This window comes from Streptomyces javensis (assembly GCF_039525925.1).
Taxonomy (GTDB): domain Bacteria; phylum Actinomycetota; class Actinomycetes; order Streptomycetales; family Streptomycetaceae; genus Streptomyces; species Streptomyces asiaticus.
In genome coordinates this window covers 38,991-55,774 of sequence record NZ_BAAAIF010000002.1, presented here as the reverse complement: position 1 = coordinate 55,774, position 16,784 = coordinate 38,991, and the positions used below count along the sequence as shown (strand labels likewise).

Genomic DNA, 16,784 nt, shown 5'->3' with positions numbered 1-16,784 from the left:
GGGTCAGCCGTCGGCCGCCGGGCTGTGCACGGGCTCACCGGGCCGCCAGGTCGCGCACCGTGCGCAGCCCTGCGGTGACATCGGCGATGGTCGCGCAGTCGCCCACCGCCGCCCCCGCGGGCAGGACGAGGTCCGTCGGGGGACGGCGGGTGGCGACGGCGTCGGCCAGGTCGGACAGCGCGGCCCGCAGCCGGGCCGCGAGTGCGGGATCGGGCTGCGGGGCGCCCTGGTCGAGCCGTACGCCGCAGGCCGTGACCGCGTCCACGATCTTCTCCAGGGCCAGCACCACCGGCGCCCAGGCCGCCAGGTCCCGGCCGAACGGCGGGTGTTCGGCACCGGCCACCTCCACCGCCCGGCGGGCGTCGGCGAGCGCGCGGTAGGCCTCGCGGCGCAGCCGCAGCCGGGTGGCGTACGGCGCCTCGGCGGTGAGCACCCGGTCGAGGTGGTCCCGGGTGGCGCGGACCGCGAGCGACAGCCGCACCGACACCTGGGCGCGCGGACCGCCGAGCCCGGGCAGCGCCCCGGCGGCCAGGACCACACCGCAGGCCAGCAGCGTGTCGGTGAGCCGGGTGAACCCGGGGTCGGTGTCGCCGCCGAGGTAGACCAGGGAGAGCAGCAGCGGGGTGAGCACGGCGGTCTGGAGGGCGAAGTGGCGCACGGAGACGGGGATCAGCGCGGAGCAGACGGCCGCGACGGCCACCGGCCAGCTGCCGGGGTCGCCCGCGCCGGGGGCGAGCAGCGTGGCGAGGCCGCCGAAGACGGCCACGCCCACGGCGGTGCCGAGGGCGCGGGAGAGGGCCCGCGAGACCAGCGGGCCCATGTCGGGCTTGACCAGGAAGGCGGCCGTGGCGGGGAGCCAGTACCAGTGGTCGCCCGGGAGTTGCTGGGCGAGGGCGGTGCTGACGCCCACGCACAGGGCCACCCGGGCGGCGTACTCCCGGCCCGCCGGGCCGAGCGCGCGGCGCAGCCGCTGCCGGTGGTCGGGGACCACCGCGCCGACGGGCGGCGCCGGTTCGCCGTCGAACACCCGGGCGGCGAGCAGCACGGCCCGGTGCATGGCCACATTGCCCGCGGTGTCGGGCACCGGGGCGGGCAGCCGGCCCGGTGGCAGCCCGGTCCGTACCGAGCGGGCCAGTTGGGCGGGGGTGCGCGCGATGCGCTCGGGTACGGGTTCGTCCTCCCACAGGAGGGTCAGGATGCCCTCGCTGAGCGCTCCGGCCACCGCCAGCCGGTCGCGCGACCGCCGCTCCTCCTCGTCGACCCGGTGCAGGGGGAGACGGTGGGCGTAGAGGGCTTCGTACGCCGCGTCGTAGGCGGCGGTCAGCTTGCGCCGGGCGGCCTGGCCGCCGTCGGTGCCGACCGCGGTCATCAGGTCGGCCAGGGCGTCGTACACGGCGGCCACCGCCTCCCGTTCACCGGAGGGCGCGGCCTGGCGCGAGGGGATGACGCGGGGCAGCAGCGCTGCCATGGCGATCACCCATGCGGCGCCGATGAGCAGCAGGCCCGCCCGGGCCGGCGGGGCCACCGGGAGGGGCATGCCCGCGCCGACGACGGCGAGCACCATCAGCTGCACCCCGGCGGAGGAGCAGACCGGGCCGATGGCGCTCATCGCGCCGGAGACCAGTCCGACGGCGGCGAGGGCGAACGCGATCCAGACGCCGAGGCCCAGCGTGCCCAGCCAGGCCCCGGTCAGCAGCCCGAGGGCCCCGGCGAGGGCGGGCAGGCCGATGCGCACGACGCGGGTGGCGCGGGTGGCGGGGCGGTCGTTGATATGGGCGAACATCGCCCCCAGTCCGGCGAGCATCCCGAACGGGGTGTGTCCCGACGCCACGCCGACGGCCACCACCGGTCCCACGCCGAGGGCCCCGCGGAGCACCGCGGCCCAGGGCACGGGCCCCCGCAGGGCCCGCACTCCGCTCAGGGGGTGCGTCAGCCAGTCGGGCGGTGTGCGGAGCGCGCGCAAGGATCCTCCGTGAGGTGGAAATCGTGGGGCTCTTCGAACCGTACGTGAGCAATGCGGAACTTTCGTAACCTGCGTATTTCCGCCATGTGAGCCGCCGATGCCCCATCCCGCGCACAAACGGCCCCCGGTCCGCGGACCCGGGTATGACCTGGTGTTTTGTACAGTCTTCCCGGACCAGCCGGTCGGCCTGTTCGGGGTGCACATGCCAGGCTCATATGTCTCGCTCCGTGGCCAGCTTCTTGCGGAGCGTGTTGTGCTGGGTACGCGGGCGAACTAGCCTCCCTTGCGCCCGTTACCGAACATTCGTCTGGTAACCGCCTTCCGTTGATCCCCAGTGTCGGAGAACGCCATGCAGGTGACCTTGCATCAGGACAAATGCGTCGCCTCGGGGCAGTGCGTCCTCGCCGCCCAGGACGTGTTCGACCAGCGGGACGAGGACGGTCTCGCCGTACTCCTCGACGACCGCCCGCCGGCGGAGCTGCACGACGACGTCCGGCACGCGGCCGCCGTCTGCCCCGCCCTGGCGATCGCCCTGGCCGACTCGTGAGCGCACCGCGGAACGTCGTGATCGTGGGTGCCTCGGTCGCGGGGCTCACCGCGGCGGTCACACTGCGCACCGAGGGGTACGACGGAAGGCTCACCCTCATCGGCGACGAGCCCCACACCCCCTACAACCGGCCGCCGCTGTCCAAGCAGATCCTGGCGGGCACCTGGGAGCCGGACCGGATCAAGCTGCGCACCGACGAGGAGCTGTCCGCCCTCGACGCGCGGCTGCTGTTCGGCAGCTCCGCCACCGGTCTGGACACCGCCGCCCGCCGGGTGGTGCTGGACGGCGGCGCCGACGTCTCCTACGACGCCCTGGTCATCGCCACCGGAGTCACCCCCAACAGCCTGCCCGGCGCCCACCATCTGGCCGGGGTGCATCTGCTGCGCACCCTCGACGACGCCCTCGCCCTGCGCGCCGATCTGCGCCGCAAGCCGGGTGTGAGGGTGGCGGTGGTGGGCGCGGGCTTCCTGGGCTCGGAGGCCGCGGCGGCGGCCCGCAGGATGCGGCTGGACGTCACCATGATCGACCCCCGGCCGGTGCCGATGCGACGGCAGTTCGGCGATCGGATAGCCGCCCTGGTCGGGCGGTTGCACAAGAAGAACGGGGTGTCCATGCGCTGTGGCACCGGGGTGCGGCGGTTCTTCGAGTCCGGCGGCCGGGTGACCGGTCTCGAACTCACCGACGGCACACTGCTGGACGCCGATGTGGTGGTGGTCGCCATCGGCTCCGCCCCGGCGATCGGCTGGCTGACCGGATCCGGCCTCGAGCTGCGCAACGGTGTCGAATGCGATCCCACCTGCCGCGCGGCCCCGGGCGTCTACGCGGCCGGTGATGTCGCCTCGTGGCACAACAACCACTTCGGCTGCCGGATGCGGCTGGAACACCGGCTGAACGCCACGGAACAGGCGCGGGCCGTCGCCCACAATGTGCTCGGCGGGAACCAGCCGTTCGCCCCCGTGCCGTACTTCTGGACCGATCAGTACGACGCCCATATCCAGGCGTACGGCATCTTTCCCGCCGACGCCGAACTCGCCGTGCTCCACGGCGAGCTCGAGGGCGGCCACTTCGTCGTCGCCTATGGACACCGGGGCCGGGTGGTCGGGGTGCTCGGCTGGAACAGCCCGTGCGAGCTGCGCAAACTGCGTCAACTCGTGGTTGACCGGGCACCGTGGGCATCGATCCTGCCCGCTCCCCAGGCGGTGTGGCCCGGCCGACACCTCTCGGCCAGTCTCCGGTGACCACGACGTCAATTTCCGGCCATGCGCCCTCGCGAGGCTGGCTGGGTGCTGGTCCGCCGTCTTCTCCCGCAACGTGTCGCCGTCGCTCCTGGTCACTGTCGGCTCCTCGGGCTCGCCGGGTCGGTGGCCCTGGCAGCGGGCGGAGCCACGGCCGGAGCGCTACCGGTGGGGGACGCCCTCACCCCTGACTCCGGGAGAGAGGCGCTCGGGCTGATCAGCACCTATTTCGGGCTGGTGCTGCTGATCGCGGCGTGGTGGCTGCTGGGGCGCGAGGTGCGCGGGCCGAAACCGCCAGGACCCCGCTCCCTGCTGATCACGCTCGCCACCTGGGCCGCTCCCCTGCTGCCCGGGCCGCCGCTGTTCAGCCGGGATGTGTACAGCTATCTCGCCCAGGGCGCGATGGTGCACGCCCGCATCGACGTCTACACCCACGGTCCCATCCGCCTCGGCGGGCCGCTGGCGGACGAGGTGGCGCCGGTGTGGCAGCACACCCCGACGCCGTACGGCCCGGTCTCGCTGGCCTTCGAATCGGCCATCGCCCATGCCTCGCGCGCCGAGCCGTCCCTCGGGGTGATCGGGCTGCGGCTGATCGCGCTGCTCGGGGTGGCGCTGATGGTGCTCGCACTGCCCGTGCTGGCCCGCCGCTGCGGCACCGACCCGAGCGCCGCCCTGTGGCTGGGCGGCCTCAACCCGCTCCTGCTGCTGCATCTGGTGGGTGGGGCGCACAATGATGCCGTGATGCTCGGGCTGCTCGGGGCCGGGCTGGTGGCCGCGACGGGCCGATGGCCGGCCTGTGGCGCGGTGCTGGTCACGCTCGCCGCCCTGGTCAAGGCACCGGCGGCGCTGGGGCTGCTGGCGGTCGCCACGCTGTGGGCGCGCCAGGTGGAGGGCCGCAGGCGCCGCGTCGGCGCCGTGGCGGCCACCGCCGCGCTGTCCCTGGCCACCACGGGAGCGGCGACGGCCGTCACCGGCACCGGCTACGGCTGGATCTCCGCGCTCACCACCCCGGCCTCACCGGACAACTGGGCGCTGACCAGCACCCTCGGCCGCGCCACCGGCGCCCTGCTGGAGGCCGTAGGCAGCGGTCTGGCACCGCTGGCCGCGCCCGCGTGGCACGGTCTGGGACTGCTGGCCACCGCCGTGGCCATCGGGGCCGCCTGGCTGCGCCCGCCCCGCCCCCGGCCGGTGTACGCGCTGGGGCTGAGCCTGATCGCGGTGGCCGTGCTGGGCCCGGCGATCCGGCCCTGGTACGTGCTGTGGGGGCTGTTCGTGATCGCGGCGGCGGGCCCTGGCGGAACGGTGCGCAAGGCGGTGGTGGCCGGGAGCGGGGTGCTCGCGCTGGCCGTGCTGCCCAATGGGTTCGCGCCGGATTCGCGGCAGCTGACGTACGCCGTGTGCGGGGGCGCGCTGGCGGTGTGCGCGCTGTGGTGCGTACGGCACACGCCGGGGTTCGCCACCGGCAACGCGCTGCCCGCCGTCCCCGGCGGCCACCGATCGGAGCGTTCGGCATGACGGGGCCCACCACATCGCGCGGACGGCTGGTCCTGGCGCTCGCCCTGACCGTGGCGGTGGGACTGTTCCTGGCCTTCGTCCCGCTGCACCGGCACTGGTTCGACCTCAACGTCTACTACGACGCCGTGGGCCACTGGCTGCGGGACGGCCGCATCTACGACTTCACCATCCCCGGCGCGGACGGGGCGGACTACGGCTTCACCTATCCGCCCTTCGCCGCGCTGTGCATGCTGCCGATGGCCCTGTTCACCTGGCCGGCCGCGATCACCCTGAGCATGGTGCTCAACGTGGCCGCCTCGGCCACCCTGCTCACCTGGCTGATCGGGCCGATCGTCCAGCGGCACGGCTGGAACAAGTGGTTCGCCTTCGTGGTGGCGGCCTGTCTGTTCGTCCTGCTGGAGCCGGTGCGGGACACCTTCAGCTTCGGGCAGGTCAATCTGCTGCTGCTGGTGCTGGTGTTCTTCGACGCCTGGCTGCTCTCCACGGGGCGTGGCCGGTTCGCGGGCTGCGGTATCGGGCTCGCCGCCGCCATCAAGCTCACCCCGGCGATCTTCATCGGCTATCTGCTGATCACCCGGCGGTGGCGCGCCGCAGCGACCGCCACGGCCACCGCCGCGGCCGCCACCCTGCTGGCCCTGGCGGTGGCGCCGGGGGCCTCCCGGATCTACTGGACCGAGGCGCTGTGGGACACCGACCGGATCGGGGTGCTCTCCTACGTCTCCAACCAGTCGTGGGAAGGGGTGCTGGCCCGGCTGGTCGATCCGGTGCCGCCGAGCGGGGTGGTGTGGGCGCTCGGCGTGCTCGCGGTGCTGGCCGTCTGGGTGCACCGGGTGCGCTGCGCGGTGGCCCTGGGGGACGAGCGGGCCGGGTTCGCGCTGACCGGGGTGACCGCCTGTCTGATCAGCCCGATCACCTGGGTGCACCATCTGGTGTGGCTGATTCCGGCCCTGGCGGTGCTGGTCGACAGCGGGCTGCGGCCGGACGCGCCACCGGCCCGGCGCAGGCTGCTGCTCCAGGTCGGAGCGGTGGTGTACGTGCTGCTGTGCAGCAGCGTGGTGTGGCTGTGGCGGTTCGACTCCACCGGGGTGGACGGCTTCCTCGGCAGCAACACCTATGTGTGGATCTGCCTCGGCCTGCTGATCGCGCTCCCGCTGCGCGGTGCGCGTTCCGCGACGATGCTGAGCCAAGAGCCACATACGGCACGTGTCCCATGACCGACAGGAGTGTCCGGAGCGATGCCTGAAGCGATGCCGCGCCCCGCGGAGCAGCCCCTGGACCGGACCGCGGAGCGGACGGGGCGCAGGCCCCTGTACCGGCGGCTGCCGCTGCGCCAGATCCTGTGTCTGCTGCCGCTGCTCGTCGTGGCCGTCTGGGTGGTCCAGCACCGGTCGCTGATCGGCTCCGGCGCCCGTCAGATGTTCACCGCCAATCCGTACTGGCTGCTGACGGCGGTGGCGACCACCGGGCTCGGCTGGGTGGCGGTGTCGTTCGCCCGGCAGGGCACGGTGCTGGAGCGGCTGCCGGCCAGGCGGCTGTTCGCCACCCAGTTCGCCGCGGGGGCGGCCAACCATCTGCTGCCGTCGGGGATCGGCGCCAGCGCGGTCAACATCCGGTTCATGACGGGCTGCGGGCTGCCGGCCGCCCGCTCCTCGGCGGCGCTCGCCCTGTACTTCCTGGCGGAGGCCACGGCCCGGGTGGGGTTGCTGCTGGTGCTGCTCGTGGCGTTTCCCGAGGCGCTGCGGCTGGGCCCGCTGCTCCCGGAGTCGGTGAGCGGGACGGTGGTGGCCGGTGTGGTCGCGGCGGCCGGGGTGCTGGTGGCCGGGGTGGCGCTGATCCGTCCGGTGCGCCGGCTCGTGGTGACGTTCCTGCGCACCGCGCTGGCCGACGCCCGTTCGCTGCACATGCGGCCGTCGAGGGCGCTGGCGCTGTGGGGTGGTTCGCTGGCGTTTCCGTTGCTCCAGGCGACGGGGCTGGTGGCGGTCGCGCTGGCGCTCGAGCTCGAGGTGCGGCCGGCGCATGTGATGCTCGCGTATCTGGCCGCCACGGCGGTGGCCGCCGTCGTCCCCGCCCCCGGTGGTATCGGCTCGGTCGACGCGGCGCTGGTCATCGCGCTGGTGGCGGCGGGGGCGCCGGTCGAGTCGGCCACCTCCACGGTGCTGGCGTACCGCTTCATCACGGTGTGGCTGCCGCTGATCCCCGGGGCGCTGGTGCTGGGCGGACTGGTCCGCTGGAAGATCGTCTGACCCGGCGGGGTCAGGGCCGCGCAGGGTCCGGCGGGGTCAGGGCCCGCGCAGGGTGAGGACGTCATCGGGCCGGACGTCGACGTGCGAGCCGAGGAAGGCCCCGACCCGGTCCAGGGTGCCGCCCAGCCAGGCGGCGTCCTCGTGGCCGGTGCGTTCCAGCCGCATCCGCCGTGACCGCAGGGGCACCATGCGCAGGTTCACCAGGCGGCCGGTGTCCGGATCCAGCTCGGGGAAGTAGAGCAGCCGCAGATCGTCGCGGTACCGCTCGTAGCCGCCGATGCCCTCGTAGTCGTCGACCATGTCGCCGCAGCCGTAGAGGACCAGCTTGCCGCGGTACACCTCGAGGGGGCGGGGGTGGTGGGAGGAGTGGCCGTGGACGAGGTCCACGCCGCCGTCGATCAGGGCGTGGGCGAAGTGGATCTGGTCCGGCGAGACGCCGTACCCCCAGTTGCCGCCCCAGTGGACCGAGGCGACGGCGAGGTCGCCGGGGCGCTTGAGCTGCCGCACCCGGACGGTGATCTCGTACGCGCGGGCGTCCGACAGCTCGGGCAGGAAGTCGACGCCGGACCGGTTCTCGGCCGCGGCCCACCGGCCCGGAATGCCGCTGGAGGCCGCGCCGAACGAGAAGACCAGCACCCGGCGGTGGTCCCCGGCCGGGACGGCCGCGGGGCGCCGCGCGGCGGCCGCGTCACGGCCCGCTCCGGCCACCCGGAGCCCGGCGGCGGCCAGGGAGTCGAGCGTCTCGTCGAGCCCGCGCCGGCCGCCGTCGAGCACATGGTTGTTGGCCAGGACGCAGACATCGGGCCGGACCGCGGTCAGACAGGGGAGGTTGTCCGGGCTCATCCGGTAGTGGACGTCCTTCCCCGGGGCGAACTCATCACTGCGGGTGACGCTCGTCTCCAGGTTGAGCACCCGCACCCCGGGCGCCTCCTCGTCCAGCACCGCCAGGGCGTCGCCCCAGGGCCAGGAGAAGTCCACCGGGCGCGGGATCGGGCCGTTGGCCTCCTCGGCCAGCTCCACATAGGCCCGGGAGTCGCGGATGTAGGGCTCGCGGAGCTCCGGATCGCCGGGATGGGGCAGGATCTGGTCGACCCCGCGGGCGAGCATCACATCGCCGCAGAGGAACAGCGTCACCGCCGTGTCGTGCATACCTCAACGATAGGCGTACGTCGCCATGAGTGACCGTGACCGGGGCAAGGCGTGTGGGTGTTGCCCGGGCCGCCGGGGGCGTGGGCGTCACGCGGCACGGGCCCCGACCTCCTGCCCCAGACGGGCGCAGGTGCGGTTGATGAGCCGGGAGACATGCATCTGGGAGATGCCGAGCCGATCGGCGATCCGGCTCTGGGTCTCGTCGCAGAAGAACCGCAGGTAGAGGATCTCCCGCTCGCGCTCGGGAAGCCTGCGCAGGCACGGCTTGAGGGATTCGCGCTGGACCACCCGCTCGTAGGAGGACTCGGTGGAGCCGAGGGTGTCCACCAGCGCGTAGCCGTCGTCCGCGCCGCGCAGCGCGGCGTCCAGCGACAGCGTGCGGAAGCTTTCGAGCGCCTCCATGCCGACGAGGACGTCCTCCTCGGTCATGCCGGTGTGCCGGGCGATGTCCTTGACGCTGGGCGAACGGTCGTCCGGTGAACGGGTCAGCTCCTGGATCGCGGTGCGGACCCGGTTGCGCAGCTCCTGGACCCGGCGCGGGACGTGCAGGCCCCACATATGGTCGCGGAAGTGCCGCTTGACCTCGCCGACCACGGTCGGGACGGCGTAGCTCTCGAAGGCCGAACCCCGGTCCGGCTCATAGCGCTTGACCGCCTTGACCAGGCCGACCATGGCCACCTGCCGCAGGTCCTCGGAGCTTTCACCGCGGTTGCGGAACTGTGCGGCGATGCGCTCGGCCATCGGCATCCAGGCCTGGACGACATCCTGTCGCAGGGTGTCCTTCTCCTGACCGTCCGGCAGATCGGCGATCCGGCGGAAGTCGGCGGAGGTGTCGGGGGCGTCGTCGTGTGCGTGCTTGGGGTGTGCTCGGGGGCGTGCTTTCGCGGACGTCATGAGCCGGTCTCCCTTGGGCTGTCGTATCGGTGTCACCACAGGGCCCGGCAATCCGAACAACTCGGGCGACCGTGAACACGCCTTCCGCAGCCGGGCTGCCCCCATGGCGTGCCTCCGGTCCGAAGCACACTGTGCGCGTGCCCTTCCTCGGCACGGCGAAACGGAGTTCATCCCGATGGATGCCGGTCCATCCGGTGTGTCATGCGTCATATCGGTCCGGTGCGTGGCCCGGACGGGCATGTGGGAGGGGTCGCGACAGGGTTTCGGCCCACGATCAAGATTTACGCAGCCTTTCCCGCCGTTTCGCCCATGTGCCGTTGTCCGTACCGGCTTGGCGGAAGAGACTGCACCGGTTCCCCCCGCTTCCCTTCGAACGCCACAGGAGACCGGAGCGTCATGACCTCCATAGACCGTCGAAGATTCATGCAACTTGCCGGCACCGGCACGGCCATGTCCCTCCTCTCCGCCAGCATCGCCCGCGCCGCGGAGATTCCGGCGAACCGCCGGACCGGAAGCCTGCGGGACATCGAGCACATCGTCGTGCTGATGCAGGAGAACCGCTCCTTCGACCACTACTTCGGCACCCTGCGCGGGGTACGGGGATACGGCGACCCGCGGCCGGTGCGGCTGCCGGGCGGCAAGCCGGTGTGGCACCAGTCCGACGGCTCCAAGGAGGTCCTGCCGTTCCGCCCCGAGGTGAACGACCTCGGGCTCCAGTTCCTCCAGGACCTGCCGCACGGCTGGGGCGACGGCCATGTGGCGTTCAACGACGGCGCGTACGACAAGTGGGTGCCCTCGAAGTCGGCCACCACCATGGCGTATCTGACCCGCGAGGACATTCCGTTCCACTACGCGCTGGCCGACGCCTTCACCATCTGCGACGCCTACCACTGCTCGTTCATCGGCTCCACGGACCCCAACCGCTACTACCTGTGGTCCGGTTACACCGGCAATGACGGCAAGGGCGGCGGCCCGGTGCTGGACAACGCGGAGGCCGGCTACGGCTGGACCACCTACCCCGAGCGCCTGGAGAAGGCCGGGATCTCCTGGAAGATCTACCAGGACATCGGCGACGGGCTCGACGCCAAGGGCGGCTGGGGCTGGATCGACGACGCCTACCGCGGCAACTACGGCGACAACTCGCTGCTGTACTTCAACCAGTACCGCGACGCCAAGCCCGGCGACCCGCTGTACGACAAGGCCCGCACCGGTACCGACGCCAGATCCGGCGACGGCTTCTTCGACGTCCTGCGGGACGATGTGAAGGCCGGGAAGCTGCCGCAGATCTCCTGGATCGCGGCCCCCGAAGCCTTCACCGAGCACCCCAACTGGCCCGCGAACTACGGCGCCTGGTACATCGCCCAGGTGCTGGACGCGCTCACCTCCAACCCCGAGGTGTGGAGCAGGACCGCGCTGCTCATCACCTACGACGAGAACGACGGCTTCTTCGACCACGTGGTGCCGCCGTACGCGCCGGCCGCCGGGCGGGGCGCCTCGACCGTGGACACCACCGGGGAGCTGTACGCCGGCTCCTCCTCGCAGCCCGCGGGCCCGTACGGGCTGGGGCAGCGGGTGCCGATGCTGGTGGTGTCGCCGTGGAGCAAGGGCGGCTGGGTGTGCTCGCAGACGCTGGACCACACCTCGGTCATCCGGCTCATGGAGCGGCGCTTCGGCGTCGAGGAGCCGAACATCTCGCCGTGGCGGCGGGCGGTGTGCGGCGACCTGACCGAGGCCTTCGACTTCTCCCGGACGGATGTGAAGGTCCCGGCCCTGCCGGACACCAGCGGCTACCGGCCCAAGGACAACGAGCGGCACCCGGACTACGTGCCGGCGCTCCCGGCGAACCCCTCGCTGCCCCGGCAGGAGTCCGGGCTGCGCCCGGCCAGGCCGCTGCCGTACGACCTGTCGGCCGACGCCACGACCGGCGCCGACGGCGGCCTGCGGGTCGACTTCGTCCACCACGGCAGGGGCACCGCCGCGCACTTCCACGTGACCTCCGCGAGCCATGAGGGCGGGCCGTGGGGCTACACCGTCGAGGCGGGCAAGCGGCTGTCCGGCAGCTGGCAGCGCTCCTCGGCGGACAACGGCGCCTATGACCTCCAGGTGCACGGTCCGGCCGGTTTCCTGCGCCACTTCACCGGCCACGCCACCGGCGAGGGCCCCGAGGTGAGCGCCCGTCACGACCGGTCGACCGGCGAGCTCGAGCTGACCCTGGTCAACAAGGGCGACGCGACGGTGCGGCTCACCGTCACGGACGGCTACCACAAGGAGAAGCCGGTGCACTACCGGCTCCGGCCGGGCGCGCGGGTGGTGCACACCGCGCGCACCGGGCGCAGCCACCAGTGGTACGACGTGTCGGTGGTCTCCGACCACGACAGCGGCTATCTGCGCCGGCTGGCCGGGCATGTGGAGACCGGCCGCGCGGGGACGAGCGACCCCGCGCTCTCGGCGGGCTGAGCCTCCACCACCGGTCCCTCGTCGCGCGCCCGTCCGGCTCCTCGCCGGGCGGGCGCGCGGTGCTTCTCCCCCGCGCATATGGCGCCCGGGCTCACATGACGCTCGGGCCGTCAGCGCCGCGCGCCCGAGGCGCGGGTGCGGAACCCGGCCGGGGTCTCGCCCGAGCGCCGCCGGAAGAACTTGGTGAAGACGGTGGCGTCCGGGAAGCCGAGCCGCTCGCCGATGGCCGTGGCGGACAGATCGGTGTGCACCAGCAGCCGCTTGGCCTCGAGCAGCACCCGGTCGTCGATGAACCGCTTGGCGCCGCATCCGACGGTCGCGCGGGTGGCCCGGGTCAGGGTGCGGACGCTGTAGCCCAGCCGGTCCGCGTAGTCCTCGACCCGGTGGGTGCGGGTGTAGTCGCGCTCCACGGCCTGCTGGAAGCGGCGGAACGCCTCGCTGCCCGCCGTGTCCCCGCTCCGCGCGCCGGGCAGATGGGCCAGCCGCAGCACGAGGACGGCGACGAGGTGGCGCACCACCTCGACATGCGCCTCCAGCGGCCCGGCCACCGTCCGGTACTCGCTCTCCAGCAGATCCAGGACGCCACGGACGGCCTCGGCGTCGGCGCCTTCGGGCACCACCAGCGGGGACCGCGCCGCGGGCCGGTCCAGCCGGGCGACCGCGGCGGTGGCCGCGCCGAGGTAGCCGGGCGGGAAGAGCACCGCGGCCCCGTCCGCCGCGCCGAGGGCGGACCGGAACTGGTGGATCTGCCCGGGGCGCACCCACATCCAGCCGCCCTCGGTCAGCTCGTGCTCGGTGAAGTCCACCGAGCAGCGCAGCGTCCCGGAGCGCACGGTGATCAGCTGGTGGAAGGCGAGCCGCATCGGGGCGTGGACATCGAGGCCATGGCTCCGGGCACGGGCGGCGAGCCCGGGGAAGTCCAGGACGGCCGCTCCCGGCGGGGCTCCCACGGAGGGCCGGAACGGAACCTCGGTGACATCACGGTGTCCGTTTCTGTCCATAGCGCGTCTTCAGTGTACGGCTGGTGTGCCCTGGTCCGCATCTAGCGTGGAGTGCGTTGTGGTGAACGGGTGACCGAAAGAGTCCCCGTGGTCACCGCTTCCCCTTCCACCGAGAGCATTCCACCCGAAGCAGCCGAGGGAGCGCGCCGCCGTGCGATTGATCGTGGGCATGACAGGAGCAACGGGTGCCGTGTTCGGCGTCCGGCTGCTGGAGACACTGGCCGAGCTGCCCGGGGTGGAGACCCATCTGGTACTGAGCCGCTGGGCGCGCACCACGATCGAGCTGGAGACCGGCCGGTCCGCCCGTGAGGTGGCCGGGCTCGCCGATGTGACCCACTCCCCCGAGGACCAGGGCGCCACCATCTCCTCCGGTTCCTTCCGCACCGACGGCATGATCATCGCGCCGTGCTCGATGAAGACCCTCGCCGGGATCCGGGCCGGATACGCCGACGGTCTGGTGGGCCGCGCCGCGGACGTGGTCCTCAAGGAGCGGCGCCGGCTCGTCCTCGTACCGAGGGAGACCCCGCTCAGCGAGATCCACCTGGAGAACATGCTGGCGCTCTCCCGGATGGGCGTGCGGATGGTCCCGCCCATGCCCGCCTTCTACAACCACCCCCGGTCGGTGGACGACATCGTCGACCACCTCACGGCCCGCCTCCTGGACCAGTTCGACCTGCCCGCGCCCGCCGCCAAGCGGTGGGCGGGCATGCGCGCCGCGCGCGGCCCGAAGCACACCGCGGCCTGATTCCCCCCGCCACCCGCCCACTTGGAGTTCCCATGGCCTACGACGACTTCCGCACCTTCCTCGACACCCTCCGGAAGGAGGGTCAGCTGCTACACATCGACGACGAGGTGATGCCGGAGCCGGACATCGCCGCCGCCGCGAACGCCGCCCCGCGGCTGGGCGGCCACGCCCCCGCGCTCTACTTCGACCGCGTCAAGGGCTTCACCGACGCGCGGATCGCGCTCAATGTGCACGGCTCCTGGGCCAATCACGCGCTCGCGCTCGGCCTGCCCAAGGAGACCGGCACCAAGGAGCAGGTGGAGGAGTTCATCCGCCGCTGGGACACCTTCCCGGTGGCCCCCGAGTGGCGCGAGAACCCGGTGTGGGCCGAGAACACCCTGGAGGGCGAGGACGCCGACATCTTCCGGGTGCTGCCGCTGATCCGGCTCAACGATGGCGACGGCGGCTTCTACATCGACAAGGCGGCCGTGATCTCCAAGGACCCCGCCGACCCCGAGCACAGCGGCAAGCAGAACGTCGGCATCTACCGCATCGAGGTCAAGGGCAGGCGCACGCTCGCCATCCAGCCGGTGCCGATGCACGACATCGCCCAGCATCTGCACACCGCCGAGGAGCGGGGCGAGGACCTGCCCGTGGCCATCGCGCTCGGCAACGAGCCGGTGATCTCCATCGTGGCGTCCACCCCGATGGAGTACGAGCAGAACGAGTACGAGCTGGCCGGCGCGCTGCGTGGCGCCCCCGCCCCGGTCTCCAGGGCCCCGCTCACCGGGCTGCCCGTGCCGTGGGGCAGCGAGGTGGTCATCGAGGGCGTCATCGAAGGCCGCAAGCGGGAGATCGAGGGGCCGTTCGGCGAGTTCACCGGCCACTACTCCGGCGGCCGGAACATGCCCGTGATCCGCATCGACCGGATCTCCTACCGCACCGCCCCGATCTTCGAGCACCTCTACCTCGGCATGCCGTGGACCGAGGTGGACTATCTGATCGCCGCCAACACCTGTGTGCCGCTGTACAAGCAGCTGCGCCGCGACTTCCCCGAGGTCCGGGCGGTCAACGCGATGTACACCCACGGGCTGGTGGTCATCGTGTCCACCAGGAAGCGCTACGGCGGCTTCGCCAAGGCCGTCGGCATGCGGGTGCTGACCACTCCGCACGGCCTCGGCTACGCCGCCACCGTGATCGTGGTGGACGAGGACGTCGACCCGTTCGACCTCCCCCAGGTGATGTGGGCGCTCTCCACGAAGATGAACCCGGCGGGCGATCTGGTGCGGATCCCCAATCTGTCGGTGCTGGAGCTGGCCCCGCAGGCCATCACGCCCGGTATCACCGACAAGCTCATCATCGACGCCACCACCCCCGTCGCCCCCGACAACCGCGGCAACTACGGCACCCAGGTGCGCGATCTGCCCGAGACGGACGAGTGGCTGGCCCGGCTGCGGCGGCTCGCCGCCGCCCGCTGACCACACCCCCGACACCCCGTCACACCCCATCCCACCCCCTCACGGAAGGACTTCGGATGTCCGACGACACCACTCCCCCGCGCCCGGCCTCCCCGTGCCCGCGCTGTGCCCACGAGACGATCGAGCACATCACCGGCTCCCCCGTCCCCGGCGTCTGGGAGGTGCTCCAGTGCGCACGGTGCCTGTACATGTGGCGCACCAGCGAGCCCGCACGGCGCACCCGGCGCGACGCCTACCCCGAGGAGTTCATGCTGACGCCCGAGGACATCGCTGCCGCGCCGGAGGTCCCGGCCGTTCCGCCGCTGCGCCGGCCCGAGGCCGGAACGGCTACCAGGTGACGGGGAGTTCGTACACTCCGTAGATCACCGCGTCGTACTTGAACGGGATGTCCGCCAGGTCCACCGCCATCCGCAGGGTGGGGACGCGGCGGAACAGCGTGGGGTAGACCACCTGGAGCTCCATCCGGGCCAGCGGCTGGCCGAGGCAGTGATGGGTGCCAACTCCGAACGCCTGGTGGTGGCGGGCGTCCCGGCCGATGTCCAGCCGGTCCGGGTCCGGGAAGACGGACGGGTCCCGGTTGGCCAGTTCACCGAGGAGGATCACCCCCTCACCGGCCCGGATGGTCCGGCCGGCGATCTCGATGTCCTCCAGCGCCGTCCGGCGGCGTCCGAGGTGGACGACGCTGAGGTAGCGCAGGAGTTCCTCCACCGCCGAGACGATCACCTTGGGGTCGTCGGCCTCGCGGACGCGGGCGAGCTGTTCGGGGTGCTGGAGCAGCAGCAGCGTCCCCATGGTGATCATGTTGGCCGTGGTCTCATGGCCGCCGAGGAGCAGCAGCACACCCATCGCCGCGGCCTCACGGCGGGTCAGCTCGCCCGCGGTGATCTGCCGGCCGAGCCCGGAGAGCAGATCGTCACCGGGCCGGGCGAGCTTCTCCCCCACCAACTGGTCCAGGTACCCGTACAGGTTGGAGTGCGCGGCGGTCCGCTCCTCGGGCGTGGCCACGGCGGACACGAGGACCTTGCTGTTGGTCTGGAAGAACTCGTGGTCCTCGTACGGGACGCCCAGCAGCTCGGAGATGACCAGCGACGGAAGCGGCAGCGCGAGCGCCTGGACGAGGTCGGCCGGTTTGGGCCCGGCCAGCAGGCGGCCGATGAAGTCGTCCACCATCTCCTGCACGACCGGGCGCATCGCCTCCACCCGCTTGATGGTGAAGGCGCCGCTGACCATGCGGCGCAGCCGGGCGTGTTCCGGATCGTCCATGCCGACGAAGCTCAGGTCGGTGGATTGCCGTTCGCCGCCCGTGTGCGGGACGGGGCTCGGGAAGCCGGGGTGGGAGAAGTCGGCGCTGAGCCGGGGGTCGGAGAGCAGGGTCCGCTGCTCGGCGTGGCCGGTCACCACCCAGGGGGTGCTGTCGTTCCAGGACCTGACCCGGGTCAGCGGACCCCAGCTCGCCAGCCCGCGCAGCTCAGGGGACGGATCGAAGGGGCAGACCGCGGCGCGCGGCTGGGGGAAGGCGGGGATCTCGGCCGACGCGTCGTCGGCCACGGGCGAGGTGGTCATGGTCTTCCTCCGAGG

14 protein-coding genes are annotated in these 16,784 nt (G+C 72.5%); 9 read left to right on the top strand and 5 right to left on the bottom strand.

Annotated elements, in window-relative coordinates; all coding sequences use genetic code 11:
• Window positions 1-34: 34 nt before the first annotated feature.
• Window positions 35-1,963 (bottom strand): FUSC family protein, encoded by a 1,929-nt coding sequence (locus ABD329_RS02870; RefSeq protein WP_198278979.1) that lies wholly within the window; start codon window positions 1,961-1,963, stop codon window positions 35-37.
• A gap of 349 nt (window positions 1,964-2,312) precedes the next feature.
• Here ABD329_RS02870 and ABD329_RS02865 point away from each other — a divergent pair, with 349 nt between their 5' ends.
• From ABD329_RS02865 to ABD329_RS02845, 5 genes are read left to right on the top strand one after another with little or no spacing between them, the layout of a single operon-like run.
• Window positions 2,313-2,510, top strand: a complete 198-nt coding sequence (locus tag ABD329_RS02865) for a ferredoxin (protein WP_037957742.1) — start codon at window positions 2,313-2,315, stop codon at window positions 2,508-2,510.
• Entirely contained in the window at window positions 2,507-3,748 is a 1,242-nt protein-coding gene (locus ABD329_RS02860; protein WP_198278978.1) for an NAD(P)/FAD-dependent oxidoreductase, read from the top strand. Before ABD329_RS02865 ends, ABD329_RS02860 begins: the two co-directional genes overlap by 4 nt.
• 21 nt (window positions 3,749-3,769) lie before the next feature.
• Window positions 3,770-5,260 carry a polyprenol phosphomannose-dependent alpha 1,6 mannosyltransferase MptB gene (mptB, locus tag ABD329_RS02855; protein WP_246618705.1) on the top strand — a complete coding sequence of 497 codons (1,491 nt, stop codon included), beginning with the start codon at window positions 3,770-3,772 and terminating at the stop codon, window positions 5,258-5,260.
• Window positions 5,257-6,474 carry a glycosyltransferase 87 family protein gene (locus tag ABD329_RS02850; RefSeq protein WP_198278976.1) on the top strand — a complete coding sequence of 406 codons (1,218 nt, stop codon included), beginning with the start codon at window positions 5,257-5,259 and terminating at the stop codon, window positions 6,472-6,474. The genes mptB and ABD329_RS02850 overlap by 4 nt, the downstream gene beginning before the upstream one ends.
• A 21-nt stretch (window positions 6,475-6,495) precedes the next feature.
• Complete coding sequence (locus ABD329_RS02845) at window positions 6,496-7,503, top strand: lysylphosphatidylglycerol synthase transmembrane domain-containing protein (RefSeq protein WP_246618704.1); 1,008 nt, start codon at window positions 6,496-6,498, stop codon at window positions 7,501-7,503.
• A gap of 36 nt (window positions 7,504-7,539) precedes the next feature.
• On the opposite strand, the gene ABD329_RS02840 is transcribed toward ABD329_RS02845, so the two are convergent.
• Both ABD329_RS02840 and ABD329_RS02835 read right to left on the bottom strand, forming a co-directional pair.
• Window positions 7,540-8,652 carry a CapA family protein gene (locus ABD329_RS02840; RefSeq protein ID WP_344315868.1) on the bottom strand — a complete coding sequence of 371 codons (1,113 nt, stop codon included), beginning with the start codon at window positions 8,650-8,652 and terminating at the stop codon, window positions 7,540-7,542.
• Between the two features lie 87 nt (window positions 8,653-8,739).
• A complete protein-coding gene (locus ABD329_RS02835) occupies window positions 8,740-9,546 on the bottom strand; it encodes a SigB/SigF/SigG family RNA polymerase sigma factor (RefSeq protein ID WP_198280594.1) in 807 nt (268 codons plus the stop codon).
• A gap of 396 nt (window positions 9,547-9,942) precedes the next feature.
• Here ABD329_RS02835 and ABD329_RS02830 point away from each other — a divergent pair, with 396 nt between their 5' ends.
• Window positions 9,943-12,003, top strand: coding sequence for a phosphocholine-specific phospholipase C (locus ABD329_RS02830; protein ID WP_198280593.1), 2,061 nt, complete (start codon window positions 9,943-9,945; stop codon window positions 12,001-12,003).
• Window positions 12,004-12,113: 110 nt separating this feature from the next.
• Here the strand turns inward: ABD329_RS02830 and ABD329_RS02825 are convergent, their stop codons facing one another.
• Complete coding sequence (locus ABD329_RS02825; protein WP_198280592.1) at window positions 12,114-13,004, bottom strand: helix-turn-helix transcriptional regulator; 891 nt, start codon at window positions 13,002-13,004, stop codon at window positions 12,114-12,116.
• Between the two features lie 151 nt (window positions 13,005-13,155).
• On the opposite strand from ABD329_RS02825, the gene ABD329_RS02820 reads away from it, so the two are divergent.
• Genes ABD329_RS02820 through ABD329_RS02810 form a run of 3 tightly spaced genes read left to right on the top strand, consistent with a single transcriptional unit; the run spans window position 13,156 to window position 15,544 of the window.
• A complete protein-coding gene (locus tag ABD329_RS02820; protein WP_198280591.1) occupies window positions 13,156-13,749 on the top strand; it encodes a non-oxidative hydroxyarylic acid decarboxylases subunit B in 594 nt (197 codons plus the stop codon).
• A gap of 32 nt (window positions 13,750-13,781) precedes the next feature.
• The gene (locus tag ABD329_RS02815) at window positions 13,782-15,206 is read left to right on the top strand and encodes a non-oxidative hydroxyarylic acid decarboxylases subunit C (RefSeq protein ID WP_344315867.1); all 1,425 of its coding nucleotides are present in this window, start codon (window positions 13,782-13,784) and stop codon (window positions 15,204-15,206) included.
• 56 nt (window positions 15,207-15,262) lie between these two features.
• Entirely contained in the window at window positions 15,263-15,544 is a 282-nt protein-coding gene (locus ABD329_RS02810; RefSeq protein WP_344315866.1) for a non-oxidative hydroxyarylic acid decarboxylases subunit D, read from the top strand.
• On the opposite strand, the gene ABD329_RS02805 is transcribed toward ABD329_RS02810, so the two are convergent.
• Window positions 15,534-16,769 carry a cytochrome P450 gene (locus ABD329_RS02805; RefSeq protein ID WP_198281845.1) on the bottom strand — a complete coding sequence of 412 codons (1,236 nt, stop codon included), beginning with the start codon at window positions 16,767-16,769 and terminating at the stop codon, window positions 15,534-15,536. The genes ABD329_RS02810 and ABD329_RS02805 overlap by 11 nt on opposite strands.
• Window positions 16,770-16,784 lie beyond the last annotated feature (15 nt).